This is a genomic window from Methanothermobacter thermautotrophicus str. Delta H (genome assembly GCF_000008645.1).
GTDB classification, from domain to species: domain Archaea; phylum Methanobacteriota; class Methanobacteria; order Methanobacteriales; family Methanothermobacteraceae; genus Methanothermobacter; species Methanothermobacter thermautotrophicus.
The window spans coordinates 482,568-508,554 of the sequence record NC_000916.1 but is presented as its reverse complement, the minus strand read 5'-3'; the positions used below and the strand labels follow the sequence as shown (position 1 = coordinate 508,554).

Genomic DNA, 25,987 nt, shown 5'->3' with positions numbered 1-25,987 from the left:
CTGAACGGCTCTTCATGAGCATAATTAAATATTTCAGACCACAAAAGAAAGGATGAGGGGATCAATCATGATACTGCTTGATGAGGATACCAGGTGCCTTGTTCAGGGCATAACAGGTAAACAGGGATCATTCCACACCAGACAGATGCTCGAATATGGAACCAGGATAGTGGCGGGTGTTACACCCGGCAAGGGTGGTCAGGAGTTCCTTGGCGTGGATGTCTACAACTCTGTGGAGGAGGTCACCGAGGAGATGGATGTTAATGCATCCATAATCTTTGTACCGGCACCCTTCGCCAAGGACGCGGCCTTTGAATCAATAAAACACCTCGACCTTGTGGTTATAATAACCGAGCACATACCTGTCCATGACTCCATGCAGATAATGGAGTACGCATCGAGGATGGGGAAGACGGTTATAGGCCCCAACACCCCGGGGATAATCACTCCGGGCATAGGAAAACTGGGTATAATGCCCACCCACATATTCACTGAGGGAACTATAGGCATAGTCTCAAGGAGCGGCACACTGACCTATGAATTCGCAGCCCAGCTCACAGAGGCAGGATTCGGCCAGAGCACCTGCGTTGGTATCGGGGGAGACCCTGTAACCGGGCTCGGATTTGTGGATGTCCTTGAAAGATTTGAGGATGACCCCGGGACAGACGCCGTCGTCCTGATAGGTGAGATAGGTGGAGACGCAGAGGAGAGGGCTGCCAGTTACATAGAGCAGATGTCAAAGCCTGTATTCGCCTTCATCTCAGGTGCAACTGCACCCCCCGGTAAGAGAATGGGACATGCCGGGGCAATAATTGAGGGCGGAACAGGTACCGCCAGTAGCAAGAGGGAGGCCCTGGAGGCGGCCGGGGCCGTGGTTGTTGACAGGCCATCAGCCATAGTCGATGAGATAAGGGCCCAGCTGGGGGTGCGCTGATGTCAATCATGGATGACCTCATGGAGGGAAGGATCAAGCTCTATGAGATTGAAAGGCACGTCCCGGTGGATGAGGCCGTCAGGATAAGAAGGGAATTCATTGAGAGGACCTGCGGGGTTAAACTTGAACACGTCTCAAACTACAGCATTGACATGGAGCGGGCCTCAAGGAGGAACATCGAGAACCCCATAGGTGTGGTACAGATCCCCCTGGGAGTTGCAGGGCCACTGAGGGTGAGGGGTGAACATGCAGACGGAGAGTACTATGTGCCCCTGGCAACCTCTGAGGGCGCCCTCGTTGCATCGGTGAACAGGGGATGCTCGGTGATCACACGGGCCGGCGGCGCCACCGTCAGGGTGACAGGTGACTCCATGACCCGCGCACCAGTCATAAGGACGGGGTCCGTGGTTGAGGCCCTACAGCTGAGGGAATGGATCTACGAGAACATGGATGCCCTCAGGGAGGAGGCAGAATCCACAACCAGACACGGGAAGCTCGTGAAGATAGACCCCATTATCGTGGCTGGATCATATGTATACCCCCGCTTCGTCTACACAACCGGTGACAGCATGGGGATGAACATGGTCACCATTGCAACCGAGAGGGCCCTTGAACTCCTCACCAGGGAGACCGGGGCCCATGTGATAGCACTGAGCGGTAACCTCTGCACCGACAAGAAGCCCGCCGCCGTTAACCTCATAGAGGGGAGGGGTAAGAGTATAACAGCCGAGATCACGGTACCCGGCGAGATGGTCGAGTCTGTCCTTAAAACAACGCCTGAGGCCGTTGTCGAGGTTAACACAGCCAAGAACCTCATCGGTTCAGCAGCAGCAGGTAGCATGGGCTTCAATGCACATTACGCCAACATAATAGGGGCCATATTCCTTGCAACAGGACAGGACGAGGCCCACATAGTCGAGGGAAGTCTGGGGGTTACCATTGCAGAGGAGAGAAAAGGGGACCTCTACTTCGCGGTGAACCTCCCCGATGTCCCGTTGGCAACCGTTGGCGGAGGCACCGGACTTGAAACAGCATCTGAGTGCCTTGATATCATGGGTGTCAGGGGAGGCGGCAGGGTCCATGCCTTTGCAGAGATAGTCGGAGGGGCCGTCCTTGCTGGTGAGCTGTCCCTGATGGGGGCCCTTGCAGCGGGTCACCTTGCACGTGCACACAGTGAACTCGGCCGTGGTTGACCAGGTGGCTGCTGAGGATATGAACATTTAATGGGATGATGATCAGGGATGGATATACGAGGATTTCTTCATGAGTACATAAACATGAGCAGGTACGTGGCCCTGGGCACACTTGACGGTATACTGGCTGTTATGGGTGTCACCCTGACGGCGAGCGGGGTTGCAGGTGCCGGAGGCCTCAGTGTGGATAACTACCTCATAGCCCTCACCGGCCTCAGTGGTGGTGTGGCCCTTGCAATGTCCAATGCCTTCGGGTCATTCATTGGTGAGAGGGCTGAGGAGACCAGGACCATGCGTGAACTTGAGAGGAAGATGATGATGGATGAGGGTAAGCTCGATGACACCATCATCCACCAGCAGGCCAGGAGGAGGGTGTACATGAGCATGTTCACCCATGGGTTCTCCAGCTTCATGGGATCCTTTGTACCGGTCCTGCCCTTCCTTGTTATAGCTGACAGGATGACCGCAACCATCGTAACGGTCCTCTTATGCCTCATCGCACTCCTGGTCCTGGGAGTATACCTCGGGAGGGTTTCAAGGGAGAACATCCTGAGGACGAGCCTTGAGGTTGTGGTTATAGGTGTACTTATAGGAGTGGTCAGCCTGCTTCTCGGGGGTTCGCACTGACGCCCCCTCTCTGATTCTGTTTTTAATGTCCGGTTTTTGCTGAATGACCCGGACTGTATCTGATCATATTCTGGAACAGTAACACTGTGGAGCTGACCTGCCGTTAATGTGAGGGCAGGGTTAAGGCATCACTAAAAAAATGTCGGAATGACTGTAAAAAGTTGAAGCATATCAGGGATCTCAAAAAAAACTTTATCCAGGGGCTCTGTTACTCAGGGGTAGCCCCTGAGATCCGGTTTTTAAGATGAGGGGGGAGTCATTCAGATCCCGTAGACCCTCTCAACGGTCTCCTCGTGGATCCTGTAGGCGTCCTCCTCGGTGAAGATCCCCTTATTGATGAATTCAAGGGTCCTCCTCGGCACTGTTTTCGGACCAAGGACGGCGCCGGCCCTTCTGATATCATCAAGGTAGTCTGTCTCCATGAGGAAATGACCCCCCTTCCTGATACCATCCCTCACAACGTCCCTTGAGGCAATGAGCGATGGAGTTAACCCATGGTTCTCCTCAGGGGCTGTAAGGGGCCCTGAGAAGTGCTTTATAACCATGTATTTCCTTATCCCGGCCCTTTTAGCCATCCCTGCGAATTCCCTGAACTCCTCAGGACCCGAGCTCTCGGTGTGTAGCTGAACAGGGCATGAAGCCTCGGCTGCAAGCTCCATGGCATATACCATGAGCCTGTTATGGGCTGCGAGCTCCTCGTCACTGACCGGGTAGTGGGGCCTTCCTACCTCGCCGATGGCCACAGCCATCCCATCCAGTACCAGGGACTGTGCATATTCCAGTCCATTCCTGATCATCTCCTCGGCCTTCTCAATCTCACGGCCCGCCTCAAGGAGCCTTGATAGCTCTGCAGGGTGCAGTCCCACAACCGCATGGGCCTCAACTTCAGTCTCCCTGTTGATCATCTCAACGTAGCCCAGGACCGTGTCCATGGTTTTACGGTAGTCAGTCCCTGCATTTATGGTCCAGGAGGGCTTATTCGGGATTATCATCCTCCTTCCACCGGCCCTGTAGAATTTCTCTGCAACTGCAACGGGGCCCTCACCGTTAACAGGGTCAACGTGTATGTGGTTATCGGTGATGGGGATGTCCATCCTATCACTGCTCCGGTGTCTTCCCTGGGACCTGGCTCATGCAGGTCTTAGGTCTTCTGATTTCACCCTCAAGGCCCATCTTCTCCAGGACGGCCCTGAAGTCCACCTTTGTCTTGAAGCAGCCGTCCCTCAGGAGGGGTACACCCTGGGGCGAGAACCTCGACAGCTTCATCATGGCGAGGTTCAGGTCCTGGTAGCAGGCGACCCCAAGGACCGCCTTGAACCTGTGCTCCTCCACGATCTTCTTTATGAAGGTTGACCCTGGTATCACGAAGACGGTGTATCCGATGGCCTCAGCCCTCTCCTTGATCTTCCCTATGATGCACCTGTTGCATCCGGTGCAGATCAGCCCTGTCCTTTCGAGTCTGGCCTCGCACTCGGGATTTCTGAGGCAGTGTGGCAGTACAAGGGCCTTATCATGGGGGTCTATGGATTTGAACCGCTTCTCGTTGATCTTGTTCCTGACCTCAACACCTATCTGGTCCACTATGCGGCTGTTGAGGCCAAGGGTCTCTGAGAACTTCTTGAATGGTCCATAGAACATGTCGACCGTGATGAGGAGGAGCCTGGGGAATATAAGTCTGTCCTCATTCAGGAGGAGCCTCCCAAGGAAGAGGCTTGAAGCCAGCATAACCAGTATGCCCACCCCTGCAAGGAACACCAGCTGTCCAAATATCTGATAGAATTCACTGATCATGGTCATTCACTGTGATGGTTTATGTGGCCCTGCCTTAAAAATAGTTTCCCACATCACCAGTCAAGTACCTCCCTCCACACCCTGATACCCGGGGGTGCATTCAGGAGTTCAACACCACCATCCACCGACACGATCTCCATGCCTGAGAGTGCCGGTGCAGAGCAGAGGAGGTGGTGGTCGGGGTGTGTCCCCGGTGTTATGTCACAGCTGAGCCTCACCCTGTCTGCGGCTGAGACAACCATCTTCAGCCTCCGTGACCCTGGATGGTCCTCCGGCAGGACCACAAGGGGGTTCCCGGTCTCAAGGAGGAGGTATGCAAGGGCCTTTATACCCCTCCTCATCTTATCATCGGCCCTGAAGGCGGATATGACTATGAGGTCCCGGGGTTCGAGGAAGAGGGCCACCTCATCCTCTGCTGTGTTCATGAATATGGTCCGCTCTCTACGTGATGGTATGACTCCAAGGAGCCCCCCGGCCTCGACAAAGAGTATCTCGTCCTCATTGATTTTGAATTCCAGGGTACCACCTAGCCTTCGCATTCAACATTATCTGACTGGCATGATGGGCAGATAACCCGCCTTCCAACACCCTTGAATTCGTTTCCACAGTCAAGGCACCTGCATTTACGTGTCTTCATCTTCTTAATATCTATATCAGCCATTGGACCTCCAACGGTACACATGATATCACCTGTTACTTCTATGGGGCCAATCACTTATCTATTTTATCCAGTGGATCTGGGAATCTCCACTCTGGCTGAAGGGGGGGTCAACCACTCATCCGGCGGCGGGTTAAGGGGGTCCCTTTTTATCTCCTGAGGTATCCTAAGGTGTGATGAAATCTTAATACAATGGCATGTAAAAACTTATTATTCAGAATAAATATAGAATTAGATGGTTAGGATGACCAGGTGAGTTAATGAAGAACCTTATTTTTCCATTCACAGCCATAGTAGGACAGGAAAAGGTTAAAAAGGCCCTTATACTCAACGCAATAAACCCGGGGATAGGTGGTGTCCTCATCAAGGGTGATAAGGGCACAGGTAAGACAACGGCGGTGAGGGCCCTGGCGGACCTTCTACCATCCCTGAGGACGGTTAAGGGCTGCCCCTTCAACTGCGACCCGGATGAACCTGAGGGGGCATGTGACATGTGCCGTGGAGGTGACGTGGATGTTGAATACCGCAAGATGCGGGTTGTTGAACTCCCACTGGGGGCCACAGAGGACCGTGTTGTTGGATCACTTGACATCAGTAAGGCCCTCACAGAGGGTATAAAGGCCCTTGAGCCCGGGATACTCGCAGAGGCCAACAGGAACATACTCTACGTGGATGAGATAAACCTCCTGGATGACCACCTGGTCGACGTGCTCCTGGATGCAGCGGCCTACGGTGTCAACACAGTGGAGAGGGAGGGCATATCCCTCCAGCACCCCTCAAGGTTCATACTCGTTGGGACCATGAACCCTGCAGAGGGCGAACTGAGGCCCCAGCTCTCAGACAGGATAGGTATACACATAAACGTGGAGACCGTGACCGACATAAAGCAGCGGGTCCTCATAATGAAGAGGAGGGACGAATTCGAGGACGACCCGGAGGGCTTCGTTGAGAGGTTTGCTGAAAGCCAGAGCAGTCTCCGCGACAGGATAATGGCTGCCAGGAAGCTTCTCCCTGCGGTGACAATCGACGATGACCTCCTTGAGCTGATAGCAAGGGTCTGTGTTGATGCCGGTGTTGACGGCCACCGGTCTGACATTGCAATAGTGAGGACATCAAAGGCCATAGCAGCCTTCAATGGAAGAAGAAGGGTCCGTGAGGAGGACGTTGAGGATGCAATAGTCCTTGTACTTGGTGAGAGAATACCCGGCAGGAGCTACAACCGCGAGAACACAAGGAGGGAGATGCAGAGGGCCCGTGAGGAGATGGAACGTGAGAGAGAATCTGAGGAGGATCAGGGCAACTCAGACAGCTCTTCAGGGGGTGAAGGTTCCGGGGGTTCTGAAGGTGAAGAGTCAGGCCAGGAGTCAGGGGCTTCATCTAGGGGTGAGGCTTCAGGCTCAGGGGCTTCAGCTTCCCTGGCCGGTCTATCGGCAGAAGGCTCACTATGAAGCCCTGAAACAGAGGACGTGGAGGTCGATATAAAGAAGCTCCTCAAGGTCAGGGGTAAGAAGAAGGAGAGGCTCTACGGTGCACGTGTTCAGTCAAAGACCCGAAAGGGGAAGTACATAAGGAGCAGGTTCCCGAGGGGTGAGCCAGGGGATGTGGCCATCGACGCCACAATCCGGGCGGCGGCATCCAGGGGTGAACTTGAGATAGAACCCGGAGATATAAGGGAAAAAATACGTAAACACGGTGCAAGGGCATCAATAGTCCTGGTGGTCGATATAAGCGGCTCAATGTTCTCTGACAGGAAGGCTGCAAGGGTCAAGGGCCTCATAGAGAGGTTTATAGAGGATGCCCAGAGGCACAGGGACCGTATAAGTGTCGTTGGCTTCAGGGGCAGGGACGCCAGGGTAATAATACCCTCAACTGCCCATGCATCCTCCTTCAGGGATGCTGTGGAGAGCATAAGGGTCGGTGGGACAACACCCATGGCCCAGGGCATACAGAGGGGTCTTGAGATACTCCGGGAGGAGAAGAGGCACGGGGAGTACGTCCCATTCATGGTCATACTCAGTGATGGCATGCCCAATGTGGGGACCGGGAGGGACCCAAAGAGGGAGGCCGTTGAGGCCGCCTCAAGGCTGAGGGAAGAGGAGATACCCTCAACCGTGATAAACTTTGAGAGGGGATCCCGGGGTGGAAGGGACCTCAACATGGAGATAGCGCTGGCTTCAGGCGGCAGCTACTATGACCTCCATGACCTCAGGGACCCATCAGGTGCTGTTGCTAAGATAATGGAGCATGAGAGGGCCATGTTTTAGTTCTTTCAGTATCGTGTTTTGTTGGATATCTTCAGTTTATACTGCTGTATGAATGGTTACCTTTTTCAGCATCCAAATTTTATATAGCGGGACCACCAATATCAGTCTGATGAAGATTGTGGTCTACCATGCAGAGGAGTGTGACAGGAAGAAGTGCACGAGCCTCAAACTTGGAAGGAAGGGAAAATTTAAAATAGTAAGTAGTCTCAACCAGTTACCAAGAGGGGCACTTGTCCTCAACCCTTTTTCTGAGAAGGCGGTCTCCCCTGAGGACAGGGACATGGTCCTCAGGCGGGGCATTGCAGCCCTTGACTGCTCATGGAAAAAGGTTAAGAAATCGTCCGTCATATTCCAGACCGCAAGGAACCACAGGTCACTGCCCTTCCTTGTGGCTGCAAACCCGACAAACTACGGGAAGCCCTGCATACTCTCAACTGCAGAGGCAGTGGCGGCAACCCTTTATATAGTTGGACTGAAAGATATAGCGTCTGATATAATGTCCTACTTCAAGTGGGGTCCGCATTTCCTGGACCTCAACCGTGAACTTCTTGAAGCTTACTCCAGGGCTGAGAATAGCCTTGAGGTTGTAGAGATTCAGAAAAAATTCATAGGAGGCTAATTATGGCAAGGTTTGAGGAAGCAGAAAACAGACTGTTCAATATCAAGATCTGCCTTAAATGTAACGCTAGGAACCCACCAACTGCAAAGACATGCAGGAAGTGTGGTTACAAGGGGTTAAGGTACAAGGCCAAGGAACCAAGGGGTTAAGCAGCCCCCTCTCCTTTTTTACTATTTTTCTGAGTGTTCAAAATGAAGGTTGAAGATTACTTCCATGATATTCTTAGGGAGAGGAAGATACACCTTACCCTCATAGACCCCGAGGAGCAGACCCCTGAGGAGGCCGTTGAGATAGCCAGGGCTGCCATAAGGGGAGGCACCGATGGTATAATGCTTGGAGGGTCAACCACAGATTCCAGTGAACTTGATAACACAGCCAGGGCCCTCAGGGAGAACATAGACGTCCCCATAATACTCTTCCCGGGTAACACCACGGGTGTCAGCCGCTACGCCGATGCAATATTCTTCATGAGTCTCCTTAACTCCACAAACCCCTACTGGATCATAGGTGCCCAGGCCCTGGGTGCAGCCACCGTCAAGAAGATGGGTATAGAGGCTCTCCCCATGGGCTACCTGGTGGTTGAACCAGGGGGTACGGTTGGATGGGTCGGTGACACCAAGCCGGTCCCCAGGAACAAACCCGACATTGCAGCCGCCTATGCCATGGCCGCTGAATTCCTTGGCATGAGGCTCTTCTACCTTGAGGCAGGTTCAGGGGCCCCTGAACATGTGCCTGAGGAGATGATAGCCCTTGTTAAGCGATGCACAGATCAGATACTCATAGTTGGCGGTGGTATAAGGAGCGGTGAGGATGCTGCAAGGGTTGCGGGTGCAGGTGCAGACGTCGTGGTGACGGGTACCGTTGTGGAGAACAGTGACAACGTTGAGGACAAGATCAGGGAGATCGTTGAGGGTATGGGGTCCGTCTGATATCATATTTATTTTTTTAAGGTGATGATCCGGTTAATTCAGCATCTAAAAGTTCCAGTATTTCGTAGTTCTATTACAGAAACGGAAGTTTTTCCATTTCCCTTTGAATACACCTCTGGTAGACATCAGGATCTATTTGATGTCCTCAAGATATTCGGTTCCTCTAACATTTCTTCTGGCAATGTTTCTTCAAAATCATCAATGGTCTCAGGCTCCTCTGCAAATCTGCATGGGAATGTATCTGGGAATAAAGAGAGTTATCTCATATGAAGCCTGGAGATTAATTGTAGGAGTCAGTTTGATTCAGCATTTCTTGCAGATTTACAAGTTTAGGAGGTGGGTTTACAAATATTTCAGCCTTGTCCTTGTTATGGTAGGAACAGTACCTCGCCTTACCAGTTTCATCATCAATCCCGTTGTAGAAGTAGCAGGTGTCATCATTATTGATTATAAGGGGCAGGAGTTCCAGGTGCCTCCTCTTGTTTGGGTTTGCAAGGTATATACTGTTAATGTCCATGGGTTTCTCACTTTCCAGTTTCACAGCCCTGAAGGGGGCCCTCGTTGTCATGTAACGCTTTGCTGTGTACCGGTGCACACCACCATCCAGGATTCCCTCACTGGGGATGACCAGGAAATTGCGGGTGTAAATGTCCCCGATCACATCCTTAACATTCCTTAGCTCCCCTATCAGTACACTGTAACGTTTACGGTATTCATCCTCGGAAACTCGCGGGCCATGCCCCTCCCAGACGTTACGGTACTTTAAAACATTTTTCAGTATTACAGGGAGCTTGCTGTTGGCCAGTGCATTTATAAAGTCATCATCTGGCTTTCCAAAGGATTTGCGGACCTGGTTTTTATGGTACCTATCATTCAGCACCATCCTCAGGCTTCTGATTGCCCTGAAGAGGAGTGCCGTCCAGTACCCGAAGGTGGGCCTTTCAAGATTATTTTTAACACCTCCAAAGGTTTCCCTAACCCTCATATCAAAGAAGAATTCGTCAGAGGATAGACCGCTCATAATGAGGTTGAAGTTGAACTCTGCAAGGGCCTCAAAGAAGTGAATGAGATATCTGACCCTGCTCTCATAGCTCGTTATGGTCATGCTCTCCCAGATGATGGAGGCGAGTGGGTACGGGAGTGTCTCAATCCATTCCTCAAGTTCAGGGTCCATCTCATCTTCAGTTATATCGGGAATTTCAACGTCCTCATCGTTTTCATAGAATTCAAGGTACCTTTCATTGGTGTTCAGTATGATGAGGTTTTCAAGGGTCCTGGTTATCGCGGTGTATATGACTGCGTCAAGGTTCTCTTCCTGTCCCCATCTGTCAGGTATCCAGATTATCACACTTCTTGCTTCCCATCCCTTGAAGCTGTGTATTGTGCTTATCTTCATCCGCCCATCGGATACGAATACCCTCTTGTTACCGGCACCATTCTTCCTGAAGAGGTGGTCGGTTTTCACGTTCATTGATCTGAAGAATTCAGCAACCTTCACACCCATATCATTGGTGGGTACCAGTACAGCTATTTCTGAGTCACGAACACCCATATCCCTGAGGGAACTGTAGGCGTCATATAGTTCATCCTGCCAGTCATGGGGGTCCACGTTTCTCCACACGGCTTCACGGTTATCAAAGAGGGTTTTCTGGCTGACATCTAATTCATTATCCCCTGATCTAAGGAAACTTTGAGCAAATTTATTTGCAAATTCAGCTATCTTTGGTGATAGTCGATGAACTGTCCCAAGTTCCCTCCATTTTCCCCGGAACTTAACCTTTCCTGCGCCTGACATCTTGTCGACCCAGCTGAGCTCCCTGTCATATATGTTCTGTCTTTCGTCGCATACAAAGAACAGTTCATCCCTTTCTGTCAGGAACTGGGATAGCAGGTTGTACCATTCCCACTCAAAATCCTGGCCCTCATCAATAAGGACAGCATCAAACATGTATTCTGAAATATCATGGTCCCGGATTGACCCTATGAGACACTCGACAACCCTCTCCTGGTCAAAGGGGATTTTAAGCTCATGTATAATGTCGTAGCAGAACCCGTGGAAGTGCCTGAACGTCAGGAGGGACCAGTCAAAGTTGTAGAGGGTCCTATCCACCATCTCCCTGATATACTGCCAGAGTGTGCTGTTAAAGGTTACTATGAGTACGCGGTGCCCATCAGCAGCCAGTCGCGCTGCTCTGTGGGCTATTACCAGAGTTTTACCACTCCCAGCAGCTCCTCTGAGTCTTCTGTGTCCTGGTTGTGGCTTTACATGTCGTTCCTGCTCCTCTGTAAGCCTGATATCAGTCCTTTTCTCCCTGTGATAGCTGGGGACCATCCAGGATTCAAGCTGCGATGCCCATTCAGGTTTCATGTATTTGCTCTTACGGAACCTCAGACCGGGTATCAGGGCCTCCAGGTTTGATTTCTGAAGGCTGTCATGGCCGGCACAGGTAAGGTAACTCCCTCCAGATTTGAACTTATCCTTAACTTCCCTGCTGGATAGTCCATGAACATATACACCTGTCCGGATGATACCATAGGCGCTCCTCTCTTTATCAATCATCTCACCCATGGATGGGACCAGCTGCCGTATTATCTTCTTCTTGTAATATCCCAGTCGCCTTATTTCAGCTTCAGGGGTGCAGTTGACTTCATCAAGGATACTGTAGATCATTATCCCGACATGGGGGTTCATGATTATGAGGTCAGGGTAGGAACCGTTAAGATGAGGTTTAAAATAGATTTTCCAGTCATCAGGAAGATTATCCTGGAGGAATGTAATGAAAGATTCTTCAGCAAGGCTCAGGTTCACTTTCTCTGAAGGATTTGCCCTCCCATCACTCAAATGAAAACCCCCACCACAGTATATTCATTTACATGATTAATTCAATCCACACGATTAATAAATTTACTGTTTCCCTGAACCAAAAGTCTGGTTAATGATGGCCACCATATTATAATGCATGAAGAATCATCTTGTGGCCCACATACTGAACCGTGTGGCTGACTACATGGAACTGGCGGGAGATGAATTCAGGACAAAGGCCTACAGGAGGGCTGCAAGGACGGTTGAATTCCTCAATGAGGATATAGAGGAGGTTGCAGCCAGGGGCAGACTCCAGGAACTTCCAGGAATAGGGAGGAACATCGCCGGGAAGATAGAGGAGATCCTCTCCACGGGGTCCCTGCAGCTCCTTGAGAGACTCTCAGAGGAGTACCCGGTGGACCTTGATTCCCTCCTCTCGGTGGAGGGCGTGGGGCCAAGAACAGTTAAACTCCTCTACGAGGAACTGGGGATAAAGACCCTCGCCGACCTGGAGGAGCAGGCAAGGAGGCACCGCATCCGGAGACTGAGGGGTATGGGTGAGAAGAGGGAGGCCATGATACTCCGGAACATCGAACTTGCAAGGTCAAGGATCTCAAGAAGACCCCTGGCCTACGTTGTCCCCCTGGCATCCAGGATAAAGGCAGGGCTCCTTGAACTTGAGGGGGTTCAGAGGGTTGAGGTTGCAGGATCCATAAGGAGGGGCCGTGAGACCGTGGGTGACATTGACATCCTGGTAACAGCCACAGATCCCGAGGCTGTCATGGACCACTTCACATCCATGGATGAAGTCGAGGAGGTTGTGGTTAGGGGTCCAAGGAAATCCACCGTGAGGCTCAGGGAGGGCCTCGACTGTGACCTCAGGGTCTTCGATGATGAGGTCTTCGGTTCAGCCCTCCTCTACTTCACAGGGTCCTGGGAGTTCAACGTGGAGCTAAGGAGGAGGGCGATATCATCCTCAATGAAGCTGAGCGAATACGGCCTCTTCAGGGGTGATGAGAGGGTGGCCGGGAGAACCGAGGCCGGGGTCCTGGAGGCACTTGGCCTGAGCTACATTGAACCCGAGCTCAGGGAGAACCGTGGCGAGGTGGAGGCTGCGGCCAGGGATGAACTCCCTGAACTTGTAACACCTCTGGATATAAGGGGGGACCTCCACATGCACAGCCTCTTCAGTGACGGGATCGATTCGATGGAGCAGATGGCAGAGTACGCCTCGGTACTCGGGAGGGAGTACATAGCCATCACAGACCATGCAAGATACATCGATGACCCCGACGCCTACTTCAGGGCGGCTGAGAGGATTGAGGAGATCGATGTCCTGGCGGGTGTTGAGGTCAGCATCCTGCATGATGGTAACCTTGAGGTCCCTGACGGGGCTCTGAAGAACTTTGACCTTGTCATAGCGAGCATCCATGATCCCGGCAACCTGACAGAGAGGCTCCTTGCTGCAATGGACCATGACCCTGTGAGTATCATAGGCCACCCCACGGGGAGGGTGCTGGGCTCACCCGAGCCCGTCGTTGATATTGAGAGGGTGATTGAGGGGGCTGCTGAGGCGGGTGTGGCCCTTGAGGTTAACTCCAACCCCCTCAGAATTGACCTGAGGGATACGCATGTTAAGATGGCAGTTGATATGGGCTGTAAAATCGCGATCAACAGTGACGCCCACTCCCGTGGGGCCCTGGAGAACATCAGCTGGGGTGTCATCACCGCCAGGCGTGGCTGGGCAGAGGCAGGGGACGTGCTTAACACCATGGGATTAAGGGGATTCATGAAATGGCTCAGGAGATGATGCTTAAGCTTCGGGACAGAACTTAATCAGGAGCTGGCCAATCCCTGAGCCCTGTAATGTTTCAGGTTTAAATAGGATGGGGGAATAGTTGATGGAGCATGTTTTAAGTTCCGGGGGTGGCTGGCAGTGACTTCGATTCTTATAGTCGAGGATGAGGCACTCATTGCAGCTGACCTCAGGACACGCCTTGAGAGGATGGGCTATGAGGTGGTTGGAGCTGCCGGTGACGGGAGAGAGGCTCTGAAACTCATAGCTGAGAAGAGGCCAGACCTTGTCCTCATGGATGATGGTACCGGTTGTTTTTCTCACAGCATACTCTGACCCGGAAACCATAGGGAGGGCGCGTAGGGCAGGCGCCTATGGCTACCTCCTCAAACCCTACGATGACCGGAAACTCAGGGCAGCGGTTGAAACGGCCCTCAGGAGGTACCGGGCCGATGTCAGGGACATCCTCAAGGTCCATGAAACTGCAGTGAGGGGACCGGTGCCGGGTGTTTTAATCGTGGAGGACGAGGCCATCATAGCAGCGGATCTCAAGCAGAAACTTGAAAATGCAGGTTTCAGGGTCCTTGGTGTCCACGATACTGGTGAGGGCGCCATTGCAGCTGCATCGGAGCTTGAACCGGATGTTGTGATAATGGACGTATACATCAGGGGTGAGATGGATGGTATCAAGGCTGCAGAGAGGATACAGGAAAGATACGGGATCCCTGTGATATACCTGACCGCCTACTCGGATGATGCGACCCTATCAAGGATCCTTGAGAGTGAACCCTATGGCTACCTCCTCAAACCCTTAAACACCGAGCAGCTGCAGGCCGAGATCGAGGTTGTTCTTGAAAATCTCAGGACCACAGAGGATTACTCAAGGAGGGTGAGGGAGGTCCTTGTAACCAAGGCCGAGGAGATGAAGATAGAAAAGACAGGAATCTTCTTTGTATCATCAGTTATAACTGCTCTTGCAGTCTATGGCTTCATCACAGGGAGCATGACCTGGCTCATGTACACCCTCTTCATACCGACGGTCTACAGCCTCATGCACCTTGCCTTCAGCTTCGGGGAGCCTGAGAAACCCTCATCATCTGCTATGCCAATGGTGAGTATAATAGTCCCTGCCAATAATGAGGAGAACACCATAGAAGGCTGTGTTGAGACACTGTCAGCCCTGGACTACCATGTAAATGGTGAGAGGAACTATGAGATAATAGTTGTTAATGATGGCTCCACAGACAGGACCGGTGAGATACTGGAGGGGCTCCTCAGGAAGCACCGGCACCTCAAGGCTGTAACAAGGAAAGCCCCCTTCGCCTTCAACGGAAGGGTTATGCCCTCAATGATGGTATCACCCTTGCCGAGGGGGATATTATAGCGGTCTTCGATGCTGATGCAAGGGTTGAACCTGACTTTCTCAGGAAGATGGTGCCCTACCTTGATGGTGAGGATGTTGCAGGGGTGCAGTCCCGTGTGAGGATGTACAATGCAGATGAGAACCTCCTCACAAAGATGCAGGATATTGAATTCGCCCTGTTCGGTAACCTCATCATGAGGTCAAGGATGAAGATGGGTGTACCGGCCTTCCTGGGGGGTAACGGGCAGCTGGTTAAGAGGAGGGCTGTTGAGGAGATCGGTGGCTGGGATGGCTACGCGGTTACAGAGGACCTCAACCTCAGTGTTAAGCTGATGCTAAGGGGCTATGATGTGAAGTTCTCATCCGAAGCAGAGGTCTTCCAGGAGGCGGTGGGTGACTGGCCAGCCTTCTTCAGGCAGAGGACCCGCTGGCTCATAGGGAACCTGGAGACCCTCTTCGTATACCTCGCCCCCCTCATTGACGCTCCCATAACACTCCACAGGAAACTTGACTCCCTGTTCTACCTCTTCTCAATGCTATTCATAGGCTTTGTGATGCTGGGATACGTTGTATTCATCCTTAACCTCGCAGGCTTCACCCTGAGGATGAACGCACCCTTCATAATAGGCATCATATCCACCATAGCATTTTTCCCCCTTGTAATAACAGGTATACGGCGGGACGGGTACAGTCTGCCACGGACGCTGATCCTATCCATTGAATACTGGGCCTACTGCCTCTACCTTCTACCCCTTTTCATCGTTGCAGCGGTCCATATGATCCGGCGCCGGGAGCGGAGGTGGGCCAAGACATTTCACACGGGATAATGATGATTGCTGGTGCTTCGTTAAGTTCCAAAAAATCTGAGGCCCTTCAGCGGCGCAGCCTTTTAAATCCGAATATCAGATAGAGGGGTGCCCCTGAAAGGATCAGGAGGAGTCCCCAGGCAGTGGTGGATGGTGTGGTGTTCATGAGGAGGTAGATGCAGACCAGTACACCCAGAACACTCTTAAGGGGGATGCCTGAACCATCCCTCCTCCTCAGGATGGCCAGTGAGATGCATGTCACAGCGTAGGGGAGGAGCAGGGTAACCACAGAGAGCTCGATGAGGCCCGAAACGGTGCCTGTAAGTGCCGCTAAGAGGGCTGTGAGGTTCTGGACCAGGATGCTCATGTGTGGGGTGCCGAACCTCCTGTGGACCCTGGAGAGGAAGCCCGGGAGGAACCCATCCTCTGACATGGCAAAGAGAAGCCTTGCAGTTGTGAGCATACCTGCCTCCTCTGAACCGGCAATGGAGAACACAGCACCCGCTGTGAGTATGAGGGCCCCGATGCCCCCCATGAGGCTGTAACCGGCCACCGTGAGGGGCGCGGTTGAGGATGCAAGGACCCTCCAGGGTACAAGGCCAAGGATAACAGCGTTGGTGAGGATGTAGAATAGGGTGACAAAGATCATCCCCAGTGTTATGGAGAGGGGTATTGTCCTCTCAGGGTCCCTGACCTCATCCGCGGGGACTGTCACAAGCTCAAAGCCAACATAGGCCCAGAATACCAGGACAGTCACAGTACCCAGGGCCCCGAGGCCCATGGGTGCAGCTGGAGTGTAATTTGATACCAGGAGCCCGGGGTTCAGTGCAAGGTGTATGGCGCCCAGGACCGCGAAGAGGAGCACCGGGGCGACCTTTAGGATTGTGAGGATATCGTTGACCTTACCGGCCCTCCCGACCCCTGCAATGTTTATGATGGTGAGTGAGAGGATGAAGAGGACCTTTATCACGGCCTCAGCAGGGGGGTCAAGGGGGATGAAGTATTCAAGGTAGTAGATGAAGGCAAGGGGGAAAACAGCTATGGCAACCCATGATGAGACCCAGAGGGACCAGCCGGTGATGAAACCCGTGAACCTCCCGAGGGCCTCGCCTGCATAGACGTAGGGGCCCCCTGTCCTGGGGAGCATGGCTGAGGCCTCAGAGAATACAAGGGCGATTATGAGGGCCATGAGTCCGGCGAGCAGCCAGGCGAGTATCGATGCCGGGCCAAGGCTACCGGCGCCATAGGCAGCCACTATGTATATGTCGGCCCCCACGATGGTCCCCACCACCAGGTTCACCGCGTCGAAGAGACCGAGTTCCCTCCTCAGATTGGGTTTCATGGATTTAATAAGTTAGTTGGTTGGATTTAATCTTTCCCTCAATTTAGATGTGATTATTATCTACTCTCTAACTGCTTAGGAATTTGAGATAGTCTATAGAGGATATATAACATCCACCGTCCTGTTTTTTTCATCCCTCACCACAAACTTTCCGTTCTCATCATAGATGTTGATCCTCTGGTGGGTCTCCCTGAAGCCGGGGGGAGGGCCGTAGTGACCGCTGGAGACCCTCCTCCCTGTCATCCAGGCCACCTTATCTGCAATGGAACTGGAGGCCCATACCACCTCATCCGGGCCCGTATGGGTTTCAATGTACTCCTTGAGGGGGTGGTAATGGTTCTCAAAGGGTATAACAGTATCTGACCACCTCATATCCGTGAGTAGCAGCTGCTCCGTGAATACTGTGGCTGATGAGATTATCAGGACCACTGTAACCAGCTTCACAACCCCTGATGAATTTTCAAGCATCCTTGAGCCTGCATAACCCCCCACAACTGCCAGGGGAAGGGCCACGTACTGCAGACCCCGTGATATGTCGTCGAAGAGGAATTCGGCTGCAAGCACCACGACCATGTAGACCAGGAGGGGCCGGAACTCCCTCCTTTCCCTCACAAGGTAGAGGCCAGGGATTCCGAAGTAGAGGAGTACCATGAATACCAGCCAGGTGACGCTGAGGTACCCGCCGGTGGAGGCCTCCTGGGGTGCCCCCCTGAAGCTGAGGAAGTAGGCCCACCAGAGTATCAGTGAGGGCAGAAGTGCAGCAATCACCCTGAGGTTCCTCCTGATGCCATCCGCCATCACAGCCGGCACCACCGTTATGAGGGCTATGAAGTGGGTCCAGAGCGCCAGGGTCCCTGTCACCGCTGCAGACAGCCGGTCCTCCCCCAGGAGGTACACCGTCAGGACCACCAGGACAGGGATGTAGGCTGCGGGCATTATAACAGAGAGGGTGTCTGGGCGGGGGGATGCAAGTACCAGTGCCCCTGCTATCAGCCCCGCCTGCCTACCATACCACCTTGAGGCCACCCAGGATGCCGTGAATACGGTGACAAGTATCTGGGCCATGCACATGATGGAGTGGGCGAACCTCAGACCACCATACATCCAGAGACCTGCAATAACTGCCTGGATGAGCGGAGGGTGGCCCAGGGGTCGCCCCTGAGGGTAATAGACCAGGTAGTCCCAGAACAGCCCCTGGATGGGGTCCATGAGTATCTCCCTCGCCCTCACAAGGTGGAAGTCCAGGTCGCCGTGGGTGGGGAAAAGGTAGTATGGTTTGAGGATGAGGAGAAATGCCACGATTATCACGGGGATGAAGGGCACAATCCCTTCTGGAATTCGCTCCTGGAGACGGTTGATGATCCCCTTTCCCGTGGATGGGACATCATCAGCTCTTCTGGATTCCATGGTAACCTTATTATAACAAGCTGCAATAAAAATAATTATGGTGTTATTATGGTTACGAGTGAAGAGATGAAGAGGAGACTCGCTGAGAAAAAGGGTATGAGGCCTGGAACGGTGAGATCTGAGCCCGAGAAAGCTGAGAAGTTCTGTCCAAACTGTGGCAAGGAGTATGGAGCTGACTCCAACTTCTGCGACGAGTGCCGTACAAGGCTGGAAGGAACCAAAGGGAAAAACCTGCGGTGGTTGAAGAACACCGGGACGTTATATACGTCACAAGCAACTATGTCCCTGGCTACAGGGCCGTTGAAGTCCTTGGATTTGTATATGGACTTACAGTGAGGAGCAGACGTCTTGGGGGTCAGATAGACCGGTTTAAGTCAATCCTGGGTGGTGAAATCAAGGAGTACGTCACCATGATGGAGCACTCCAGACAGGAGGCCCTTGAAAGGATGCTGGATCATGCCCGTGAGCTGGGTGCCAATGCGGTTATCAGCGTGAGATTTGATTCAGACTCAATCTCCGATATAATGCAGGAGATCCTGGCCTACGGGACAGCTGTTATAGTTGAACCGGAGGAATGATGCCCCACTAGAGCAGAGACCATGGCAGTGCCCCGACTGAGGCCCTTCACCAGAAAAACCACAAACTATTTATAACATTTATTTTCTATTCAATATTAAACATTCACATGGGGGATTTTTTATTGGATGTTCTTGATAAGATTGCACAGACCCTGGAGGGGATTGTCAGAGCGGATGTGGGAAGACCCTACTTTAAATCATCAGAATACAGGGTCCATGACTTCACCGCAGACGGCTTCATACCCCTTCAGGAGGGAGAGAAGAGACTCATGGCCTTCATAGATGGGGGTAACAGCCCCATAGTGGAGGGACCGGCAATATCAGTCCAGATCAACAGGGTCGCCCTGGGCCTCTTCAGGGGAGAGCAGAGGATCCAGCCAGATATGCCAGCAAGGATCGAGTTCTTCTCGGTCATGAAGTTCCATCCAGAGGATGGGACATACAGGTTCCAGCTTCACCCCCTCAGGGAGGAGTACCGGGAATTCCTTCCAGATGAGGATAACCTCCAGCTGGAGCTTAAAGATGCAGAGCGGGCTGAGGAGTCAGACCTCAAGGGTCTCCCAAGAAAATTTGCGGATTGGACCATGGCCACAGGAGCCCTCAATGAACTCGATGATGGGGACATCCTTGTCAGGGACGGGTCACTCCGGGCATCATTCGAGAGGGAGAAAGGTTACATCAGGAGACTGGGGGATGAGGCCATGGATATCCACGTGGCTGGACTCTCAAAGACATGCACCCTCTACACAACCACATCGATGTCACTCCTCGCTGCTGTGGGGAGACTCGCCGCAGACTGTAACATGGAGGGTGGCTGGTGCTACCACCCCGTGGCCGTCACCACCGACAGGCTGACCACCATCACTGCAGTTAAACTGAACCCGGCCGGCAGGATATTCAGGATGGACATCCTCGGCGAGTGCGGGAAGGATGAGGCAATGGAGGTCGCATCAACCCTATCCCTCAATGCAAGGGACGCATGCTTCCCTGGCTACCCCTACGGCCTGGTTGATGTGGACATGAGGGCCAGGGTCTCAGGGGATGAGGTGGAGATATACAGGAGGAGACTCCTATCGCAGATCAGGGACCGGAAGGTCCTTGAGGCTATAAGGGATGAGATGAATACCCTCAACTACCATGATGAACTGAACAGGTATGCAGGTGAGGATTGATGGAAACTGCAGGGCAGATAATAGGCGGCGAAACAGCCGCGGTACTTATAAGACAGAAGGCAGGTGAACCAATAGAACTCGGTGACCTGCTGGTTGCAGAGGGCGAGGGCTACACAATACTCCAGGTCAAGGACCTCAGGTACAGCTCCCAGATACCCCAGGGCATGAGGGAGCTGGCCTCGGGATTCAACCTTGAGGGATACGGCAGGGAGGTGGAGCTCCTCGAACCTGAGCTGAGGAACTACATCATTGCAGAGGCCCGCCCCATACTCCATGTGCGGGATGGCCAGCCAATGATACCCAAACGCCTCCCCAGATTCTTCAGGGAGGTGAGGAGGATCCGGGAGGGTGACCTTGACTTCCTGGAGAGGCCCGGCAACCCGGTCTTCCTGGGGAACGTGAGGAGCGGGTCAAAGGTCCTGGATACACCGGTCTACGTCGATGCAGTTGACGCCATAACCCACCACATCCTCATACCTGCAACCACAGGGAGGGGTAAGAGTAACCTTGTGAAGGTGATGCTCTGGAGCCTCGCAGAGATGGACAGGGTGGGCATTCTAGTCCTGGACCCACACGATGAGTACTACGGGAGGAACGAGGCCGGCCTCGGGAGGCACCCCTCAGATAATGTGGTCTACTACTCCCCTGATGCACCTGTGGGCGGGAACACCCTCACCATAAACCTCAGATCACTCCGCCCCGAGCACTTTGAGGGTATAATACCATTCACACAGGCACAGGAACAGGCGATTGCAAGGTACTACAATGAATACGGGGATGGATGGATCCTGAAGATCGTGGAAGGGGAGGAACTCCCCGGTGTACAGCCGGTGACACTCAATGTGCTGCGGAGGATCTTTGACGTCATCCTCGGAGTGCACCTTGATGACGGCAAAATAAAGTCACGTGGAGGAGTCTTCAGGGAGCGTGGTGGTGAGTCAACCATAAAGGACATTGCAGCCAGCCTTGAGGATGGAAAGAATCGTTGTGGTGGACACCTCAAGGCTCATGGGAGAGGCTGAGCTCCTGGTGGGCAGTGTCATCTCAGCCGAGATCTTCAGGAGGTACCAGCAGTACAAGGCCACAGGGGAACTCAGACGAAAACCGGTCATAGGGATAGTCATAGAGGAGGCCCCCCGCGTCCTTGGAAAGGAGGTCATTGAGAGGCAGGGAAACAACATCTACAGCACCATAGCCAGGGAGGGGCGTAAATTCAACATAGGCCTCATTGCAATAACCCAGCTCGTCAGCCTGATACCCAGGACGGTCCTTGCCAACATGAACACCAAGATAATCCTGGGAAATGAGATGGCCCAGGAGAGGGCCGAGATAATAGGAAGTGCCTCACAGGACCTTTCAGCTGATAACAGGACAATAGCAAGTCTGGATAAGGGTGAGGCCATAGTGAGCAGCATATTCACAAAGTTCGCAGTCCCTGTGAAGATACCCCTCTTTGAGGAGTTCATTGAATCGGCGGGGCTGGAATCAGAGGATACTGATGATGATATGATTGAGTTTTATCGGGTAGGTTTGAGCATGTACAGATTCGCACACCTCTCAGACTGCCACCTGGGGGCCCAGAAACACCCGGACCTCAGGGAACTTGAATTTGAGGCCTTCAGGATGGCCCTGGACGATGCACTTCAGAAGGATGTTGACTTCATGATAATAGCAGGGGACCTCTTCCACTCCAACATCCCCAACATGGAGACTGTCAAGAGGGCCACCCTTGAACTCAGGAGGGTAAGGGAGGCGGGGGTCCCCATATACGTCAACTATGGGAGCCACGACTACAGTCCATCCAGCACATCCATGATAGACATCCTTGAAAGTGCCGGGGTGATAGATAAGGTCGTACGTCCCATCCCTGGTAAGAAGCTTGGACTTGAGTTCACGGTGGATGAGAAGACCGGTGCAAAGATCACAGGACTATCAGGCAGATCAAGGACCCTTGAGGCTGAATACTTCATGAAGCTTGACAGGGAGGCCCTTGAGGCCGAGGACGGATTCAGGATATTCCTATTCCACAGTGCCATAACCCAGTTCAAACCGGTTGACCTTGCAGATATGGAATCGGTGGACCTCAACCTCTTCCCCAGGGGCTTCGAGTACTACGCAGGTGGCCACGTACACCGGAAGGGGTGTTATATTGAGGAGGGCTACGGTCCCATAGTGTACCCGGGGACACTCTTTGGTTCATACGCCGGTGACCTCGAGGAGAACGCCAGGGGCGAGACCAGGGGGTACTACCTGGTCGAATTCACTGATAGGGCCAGGGAACCTGAATTCCGGGAGATAAGGCCCGCTGAATTCGAGTACATTGAATGTGATGTCACAGGTAAGAACTCCCAGGACGCATACCACCAGATAGGGCGGGAGATAGCAGGTCATGATGTTACCGGGAAGGTTGTGATGCTCAAGATCCGTGGTGAGCTGAGCTCAGGAAGGACATCTGACATAGATTCAGCGAGTATAAGGGAAAAACTTGAGTCGATGGGGGCCCGTGTTGTCCAGATAAACAGGTATGGCCTCAGCACCCGTGAGATCCAGAAGGTGAGGGTGGTGGAGAGTGACGTGCCCCGGCTGGAGAGGAGGATCTTCAGGGAGAAACTTGCAGGACTGGACATCAGGAACAGGAGGCTCATGGAGGAGGGGGATTCCATTGCGGTTGAACTCCTCAGAAGACTTGAGAATGAGAAGGCTCCCGGTGAGAACAAAAGCGAATATGAGAAGAGAATCATCGAGGATGCCGGGGATGTCCTGGGTCTTGATCTGGGGGGTGATGGTACTTGATCATCAGATCCCTTGAACTTAAGAACATAAGGAGCTATGAGTCTGGAAGGGTTGAGTTTGATGATGGAGTGACCCTCTTCGAGGGAGATATAGGTTCAGGAAAGACAACCCTGCTCCTTGCAGTGGAATTCGCCCTTTTCGGTCTGGGTGACCAGAGGGGTGACAGCCTCCTGAGGGCCACATCAAATTCAGGTTCAGTCAAACTCACATTCACCGTTGATGGAGAGGAGTACACGGTTTACAGGGAACTCAAAAGGGGATCATCGGGGGTTCAGCAGGGCGAACTCTACATCAGAAAACAGGGGGTGGTGAAGAAACTCTCTGCAAAGGAACTGAAGGCCGAGGTACTTGAGATCCTAGGGTACAGGGAGCCCCTTAATCCAAGGGCCAGGAGCAGGATATACCGTTATGCTGTCTTCACACCACAGGAGCAGATGAAGAGCATAATCGAGGCCCCGAAGAATGACCGGCTTGAAAGGCTCAGGAAGGCCTTTGACCTTGAAAAGTACAGCAGGGCGGCTGATAATGCAAATCTGGTTTCCAGGAGAATAAGGAGAGAATCAGAGAGCCTAGAAGACAGGTCCTATGATCTTGAAGATAAGAAGAGGGAACTTGAAGGACTCCTGGGGGAGAAGGAGAAACTGGAATCAGAGAAGAAGCAGCTTGACAGTGATATTGAAGGAATCGAGGCAGAGATAGCTAAACTGAAATCAGAGATGGAAGTTCTTCAGAGAGAGAAAAACCGGATTGAGAGTGCTGAAAGGGAAATAGAATCGCTTCAAAATGAAATAGAAACCCTCAGATCATCCTCAGAGAGACTCATGGAAAGGAACAGGAGTATAGAGGAGGAATACCGGAGATCCCTTGATGAACTTCAGAAATGCAGTGATATCAGGGAAAAGCTTCAGGAGGAACTGAATTCACTGGGAGAAAGGATCAGTGCCCTTGAGCTGAAAAGGGAATCCCTCATGGATGACTCCCGGAGGTTCAGGGAGGCTTCAATCCAATACAGAAACCTTGTCAGTGAACTTGAAAATCTTATTAAGACAGGAAGGGATTTAGAGGATGAAATATCCGGGCTTGAGGATTATACTGACAGGATAAAATCAAAAATAGAGAGTATGGAGTCCATTGAGGACCCGGGATACACGGAGGATGAAGTTGAAGCCGGGATAAGAAAACTTGAGGTTGAGGTGTCGGATCTCCAGCAGGAACTCGGGGGGATACATGGAAAGATAGAGGACTATGAGTCCATCGGAAGGAGGGGCGTATGTCCAACATGTGACCAGGAGGTTAATCCAGACTACATAAATGATAAACTCAGCAGTGCCCGTGAAAGAAAAGGATCGGTTGAATCAAGGATAGCAGATCTCAGAAATGAAATCATGAATAAGAATGAACTCATGAAGCGCATCGCAGAGTATAAAAGGTCACGGGAGGAACTGAGGTTACTCAGGGAGGACCTTGAAAAACGGATTAAGGAATGCCACAGAAGACGCGAAAGTCTTGATAATATCAGAGAAAGGATCCGGCAGATTGAGGAGGGTAAAGCTGAGAGTGAGAAGCTCATTGAAGAACTGAAGGATGCGGAATCTGACTTCAATAAGGTGGAGCATGAACTGAAATCCCTCCGTGAAATGGAATCAGGATACTCCAGTAAACTTGCAGCAGCATCCGGGAGGATGGATCAGCTCAGGACCAGGATCACTGAACTCAACCCTGAAACCAGCAGGGAATACAGAGATAACCTAAAGAAAATTGATGAAAATGAGAGTAACATCGCTGAAAAGAGAGCTAAAATCAGGGAAAATGAAGAGGCACTCAAAAACAGGGATGAAGTTGAGTCCAGTATACATGATCTAACCCAGAGTATCTGTGAAATGGAAAATCTTCGGGATGAAAAAAGAGACAGAAGGGCTGCAGTTGAAGGAAAAATCGAGGAGAAGCAGAGACAGATTGGTAACCTTGAGTCTGAAATTGCTAAAAAGAGAGAACTCAGGAAACGTGCCCGGGAACTGGGGAACTATGTGACCTGGCTCAATGAATACTTCATCCCTGCAATGGATGACATCGAGACCCACGTGATGGCACAGATAAACCATGAGTTCAATGAGAGATTCCAGAAATGGTTCAGGGTCCTGGTGGATGACCCCGGTAAATCCGTGAGGATCGATGAGGACTTCACACCCATCGTTGAGCAGGACGGCTATGAGCAGAACCTTGAATACCTCAGTGGTGGTGAAAGGACCAGCATAGCCCTTGCATACAGGCTTGCACTGAACATGGTGGTCCAGCGTCTCACCGATGTGAGGTCGGACATACTTATACTGGACGAACCCACCGATGGATTCAGCAAGGAGCAGCTCTACAAGCTCAGGGACATCTTCGATGAACTTGAATCCAGACAGATAATCCTGGTATCCCATGAGGAGGAACTTGAAAACCTTGCAGACCATATCTACAGGGTTGAAAAGTCTGACGGCACATCCATCATAGAAAAGACCGGCTGAGCTTTCAGTACCATTAAAATAATTCTATTTTTAATTTTGAGGATTTAAAACGGGTTTTAAGGTTATTTAAACCATCAGAAGAATTCTAAATTCAAATTTCAAGTATGGCCTTGTTTTTAACCCATTAAACCTTCTGGATCTTCTTTTAACACGAATGGGGCATTTGAATGGCTCTTTATAGCGGATTTGTCTTATGCACTGCTTTTCTATTGGCCAGTGCTTTTTGTCCCAAACCTTAAATGGGATTCCCTAAGGACCCATCTCATTAAATAACGTGTCATGGATTCTCAAAGAGTATTCAGATATTAGAAAAGGATTCTGGTGGCTTTTTTTGATTAAAGAAGCTCAGAGAGCTTTTATTTTATGGAAACATTTATATACCATGATGATGTAACCATTGACT

24 protein-coding genes are annotated in these 25,987 nt (G+C 52.0%); 17 read left to right on the top strand and 7 right to left on the bottom strand.

Translation table 11 applies throughout. The features are described from left to right. Positions 1-67: 67 nt before the first annotated feature. From sucD to MTH_RS02610, 3 genes are read left to right on the top strand one after another with little or no spacing between them, the layout of a single operon-like run. On the top strand, positions 68-934 hold the full coding sequence (gene sucD / locus MTH_RS02620) for a succinate--CoA ligase subunit alpha (protein WP_083750467.1): 867 nt from the start codon (positions 68-70) through the stop codon (positions 932-934). Then, entirely contained in the window at positions 934-2,127 is a 1,194-nt protein-coding gene (hmgA, locus tag MTH_RS02615; RefSeq protein WP_010876201.1) for a hydroxymethylglutaryl-CoA reductase (NADPH), read from the top strand. Before sucD ends, hmgA begins: the two co-directional genes overlap by 1 nt. A 48-nt stretch (positions 2,128-2,175) precedes the next feature. After that, on the top strand, positions 2,176-2,754 hold the full coding sequence (locus MTH_RS02610; RefSeq protein WP_010876200.1) for a TIGR00267 family protein: 579 nt from the start codon (positions 2,176-2,178) through the stop codon (positions 2,752-2,754). Positions 2,755-3,014: 260 nt separating this feature from the next. Here the strand turns inward: MTH_RS02610 and MTH_RS02605 are convergent, their stop codons facing one another. Genes MTH_RS02605 through MTH_RS09785 form a run of 4 tightly spaced genes read right to left on the bottom strand, consistent with a single transcriptional unit; the run spans position 3,015 to position 5,227 of the window. Continuing rightward, positions 3,015-3,848, bottom strand: coding sequence for a TatD family hydrolase (locus MTH_RS02605; RefSeq protein WP_010876199.1), 834 nt, complete (start codon positions 3,846-3,848; stop codon positions 3,015-3,017). Positions 3,849-3,852: 4 nt separating this feature from the next. Next, complete coding sequence (locus MTH_RS02600) at positions 3,853-4,551, bottom strand: DUF116 domain-containing protein (RefSeq protein ID WP_010876198.1); 699 nt, start codon at positions 4,549-4,551, stop codon at positions 3,853-3,855. A 47-nt stretch (positions 4,552-4,598) separates the two neighbouring features. Then, positions 4,599-5,084 (bottom strand): hypothetical protein, encoded by a 486-nt coding sequence (locus MTH_RS02595; protein ID WP_010876197.1) that lies wholly within the window; start codon positions 5,082-5,084, stop codon positions 4,599-4,601. Beyond that, a complete protein-coding gene (locus MTH_RS09785) occupies positions 5,072-5,227 on the bottom strand; it encodes a hydrogenase maturation nickel metallochaperone HypA (RefSeq protein WP_143485748.1) in 156 nt (51 codons plus the stop codon). Before MTH_RS09785 ends, MTH_RS02595 begins: the two co-directional genes overlap by 13 nt. 236 nt (positions 5,228-5,463) lie before the next feature. Between MTH_RS09785 and MTH_RS10025 the strand changes: the two genes are divergently transcribed. The 5 genes from MTH_RS10025 (at position 5,464) to MTH_RS02570 (ending at position 9,015) form a co-directional block, all read left to right on the top strand. Continuing rightward, positions 5,464-6,651, top strand: coding sequence for an ATP-binding protein (locus MTH_RS10025; RefSeq protein ID WP_010876195.1), 1,188 nt, complete (start codon positions 5,464-5,466; stop codon positions 6,649-6,651). 18 nt (positions 6,652-6,669) lie between these two features. Further along, on the top strand, positions 6,670-7,467 hold the full coding sequence (locus tag MTH_RS10020; RefSeq protein WP_048060843.1) for a vWA domain-containing protein: 798 nt from the start codon (positions 6,670-6,672) through the stop codon (positions 7,465-7,467). A 109-nt stretch (positions 7,468-7,576) separates the two neighbouring features. After that, positions 7,577-8,086, top strand: coding sequence for a DUF367 family protein (locus tag MTH_RS02580; RefSeq protein WP_048060842.1), 510 nt, complete (start codon positions 7,577-7,579; stop codon positions 8,084-8,086). A 2-nt stretch (positions 8,087-8,088) separates the two neighbouring features. Beyond that, complete coding sequence (locus tag MTH_RS02575) at positions 8,089-8,235, top strand: 50S ribosomal protein L40e (protein ID WP_010876192.1); 147 nt, start codon at positions 8,089-8,091, stop codon at positions 8,233-8,235. 42 nt (positions 8,236-8,277) lie between these two features. After that, positions 8,278-9,015, top strand: coding sequence for a geranylgeranylglyceryl/heptaprenylglyceryl phosphate synthase (locus tag MTH_RS02570; protein WP_048060841.1), 738 nt, complete (start codon positions 8,278-8,280; stop codon positions 9,013-9,015). A gap of 280 nt (positions 9,016-9,295) precedes the next feature. On the opposite strand, the gene MTH_RS09350 is transcribed toward MTH_RS02570, so the two are convergent. Beyond that, positions 9,296-11,857, bottom strand: coding sequence for a UvrD-helicase domain-containing protein (locus MTH_RS09350; protein WP_010876190.1), 2,562 nt, complete (start codon positions 11,855-11,857; stop codon positions 9,296-9,298). Positions 11,858-11,975: 118 nt separating this feature from the next. Here MTH_RS09350 and MTH_RS02560 point away from each other — a divergent pair, with 118 nt between their 5' ends. The 4 genes from MTH_RS02560 (at position 11,976) to MTH_RS10005 (ending at position 15,803) form a co-directional block, all read left to right on the top strand. Next, positions 11,976-13,628, top strand: coding sequence for a helix-hairpin-helix domain-containing protein (locus MTH_RS02560; RefSeq protein WP_010876189.1), 1,653 nt, complete (start codon positions 11,976-11,978; stop codon positions 13,626-13,628). 126 nt (positions 13,629-13,754) lie between these two features. Next, positions 13,755-13,949 carry a response regulator gene (locus MTH_RS10015; protein WP_010876188.1) on the top strand — a complete coding sequence of 65 codons (195 nt, stop codon included), beginning with the start codon at positions 13,755-13,757 and terminating at the stop codon, positions 13,947-13,949. Further along, positions 13,915-14,997 (top strand): response regulator, encoded by a 1,083-nt coding sequence (locus MTH_RS10010; protein WP_238374281.1) that lies wholly within the window; start codon positions 13,915-13,917, stop codon positions 14,995-14,997. Before MTH_RS10015 ends, MTH_RS10010 begins: the two co-directional genes overlap by 35 nt. Beyond that, positions 14,970-15,803, top strand: a complete 834-nt coding sequence (locus tag MTH_RS10005) for a glycosyltransferase family 2 protein (RefSeq protein ID WP_269889832.1) — start codon at positions 14,970-14,972, stop codon at positions 15,801-15,803. The genes MTH_RS10010 and MTH_RS10005 overlap by 28 nt, the downstream gene beginning before the upstream one ends. 46 nt (positions 15,804-15,849) lie before the next feature. Here the strand turns inward: MTH_RS10005 and MTH_RS02540 are convergent, their stop codons facing one another. Both MTH_RS02540 and MTH_RS02535 read right to left on the bottom strand, forming a co-directional pair. Further along, positions 15,850-17,124 (bottom strand): amino acid permease, encoded by a 1,275-nt coding sequence (locus tag MTH_RS02540; RefSeq protein WP_010876185.1) that lies wholly within the window; start codon positions 17,122-17,124, stop codon positions 15,850-15,852. Between the two features lie 93 nt (positions 17,125-17,217). Beyond that, the gene (locus tag MTH_RS02535; RefSeq protein ID WP_010876184.1) at positions 17,218-18,531 is read right to left on the bottom strand and encodes a hypothetical protein; all 1,314 of its coding nucleotides are present in this window, start codon (positions 18,529-18,531) and stop codon (positions 17,218-17,220) included. 236 nt (positions 18,532-18,767) lie between these two features. Here MTH_RS02535 and MTH_RS02530 point away from each other — a divergent pair, with 236 nt between their 5' ends. The 5 genes from MTH_RS02530 (at position 18,768) to MTH_RS02510 (ending at position 25,584) form a co-directional block, all read left to right on the top strand. After that, entirely contained in the window at positions 18,768-19,109 is a 342-nt protein-coding gene (locus tag MTH_RS02530; protein WP_048061225.1) for a YbjQ family protein, read from the top strand. 122 nt (positions 19,110-19,231) lie between these two features. Then, positions 19,232-20,281, top strand: a complete 1,050-nt coding sequence (locus MTH_RS02525) for a DNA double-strand break repair nuclease NurA (protein ID WP_143485746.1) — start codon at positions 19,232-19,234, stop codon at positions 20,279-20,281. Further along, a complete protein-coding gene (locus tag MTH_RS02520) occupies positions 20,281-21,303 on the top strand; it encodes an ATP-binding protein (protein WP_048060840.1) in 1,023 nt (340 codons plus the stop codon). The genes MTH_RS02525 and MTH_RS02520 overlap by 1 nt, the downstream gene beginning before the upstream one ends. Then, positions 21,254-23,074 (top strand): metallophosphoesterase, encoded by a 1,821-nt coding sequence (locus MTH_RS02515; protein ID WP_238374234.1) that lies wholly within the window; start codon positions 21,254-21,256, stop codon positions 23,072-23,074. The genes MTH_RS02520 and MTH_RS02515 overlap by 50 nt, the downstream gene beginning before the upstream one ends. Next, positions 23,071-25,584 carry an AAA family ATPase gene (locus MTH_RS02510; protein WP_010876179.1) on the top strand — a complete coding sequence of 838 codons (2,514 nt, stop codon included), beginning with the start codon at positions 23,071-23,073 and terminating at the stop codon, positions 25,582-25,584. The genes MTH_RS02515 and MTH_RS02510 overlap by 4 nt, the downstream gene beginning before the upstream one ends. Positions 25,585-25,987 lie beyond the last annotated feature (403 nt).

Excerpts from the sequence above, each read along its gene's own strand:
- sucD (WP_083750467.1), top strand. The coding sequence starts at position 68 with ATGATACTGCTTGATGAGGATACCAGGTGCCTTGTTCAGGGCATAACA.
- hmgA (WP_010876201.1), top strand. The coding sequence starts at position 934 with ATGTCAATCATGGATGACCTCATGGAGGGAAGGATCAAGCTCTATGAG.
- MTH_RS02610 (WP_010876200.1), top strand. The coding sequence starts at position 2,176 with ATGGATATACGAGGATTTCTTCATGAGTACATAAACATGAGCAGGTAC.
- MTH_RS02605 (WP_010876199.1), bottom strand. The coding sequence starts at position 3,848 with ATGGACATCCCCATCACCGATAACCACATACACGTTGACCCTGTTAAC.
- MTH_RS02600 (WP_010876198.1), bottom strand. The coding sequence starts at position 4,551 with ATGACCATGATCAGTGAATTCTATCAGATATTTGGACAGCTGGTGTTC.
- MTH_RS02595 (WP_010876197.1), bottom strand. The coding sequence starts at position 5,084 with ATGCGAAGGCTAGGTGGTACCCTGGAATTCAAAATCAATGAGGACGAG.
- MTH_RS09785 (WP_143485748.1), bottom strand. The coding sequence starts at position 5,227 with ATGTGTACCGTTGGAGGTCCAATGGCTGATATAGATATTAAGAAGATG.
- MTH_RS10025 (WP_010876195.1), top strand. The coding sequence starts at position 5,464 with ATGAAGAACCTTATTTTTCCATTCACAGCCATAGTAGGACAGGAAAAG.
- MTH_RS02580 (WP_048060842.1), top strand. The coding sequence starts at position 7,577 with ATGAAGATTGTGGTCTACCATGCAGAGGAGTGTGACAGGAAGAAGTGC.
- MTH_RS02575 (WP_010876192.1), top strand. The coding sequence starts at position 8,089 with ATGGCAAGGTTTGAGGAAGCAGAAAACAGACTGTTCAATATCAAGATC.
- MTH_RS02570 (WP_048060841.1), top strand. The coding sequence starts at position 8,278 with ATGAAGGTTGAAGATTACTTCCATGATATTCTTAGGGAGAGGAAGATA.
- MTH_RS02560 (WP_010876189.1), top strand. The coding sequence starts at position 11,976 with ATGAAGAATCATCTTGTGGCCCACATACTGAACCGTGTGGCTGACTAC.
- MTH_RS10010 (WP_238374281.1), top strand. The coding sequence starts at position 13,915 with ATGGTACCGGTTGTTTTTCTCACAGCATACTCTGACCCGGAAACCATA.
- MTH_RS02540 (WP_010876185.1), bottom strand. The coding sequence starts at position 17,124 with ATGAAACCCAATCTGAGGAGGGAACTCGGTCTCTTCGACGCGGTGAAC.
- MTH_RS02535 (WP_010876184.1), bottom strand. The coding sequence starts at position 18,531 with ATGGAATCCAGAAGAGCTGATGATGTCCCATCCACGGGAAAGGGGATC.
- MTH_RS02520 (WP_048060840.1), top strand. The coding sequence starts at position 20,281 with ATGGAAACTGCAGGGCAGATAATAGGCGGCGAAACAGCCGCGGTACTT.
- MTH_RS02515 (WP_238374234.1), top strand. The coding sequence starts at position 21,254 with ATGGAAAGAATCGTTGTGGTGGACACCTCAAGGCTCATGGGAGAGGCT.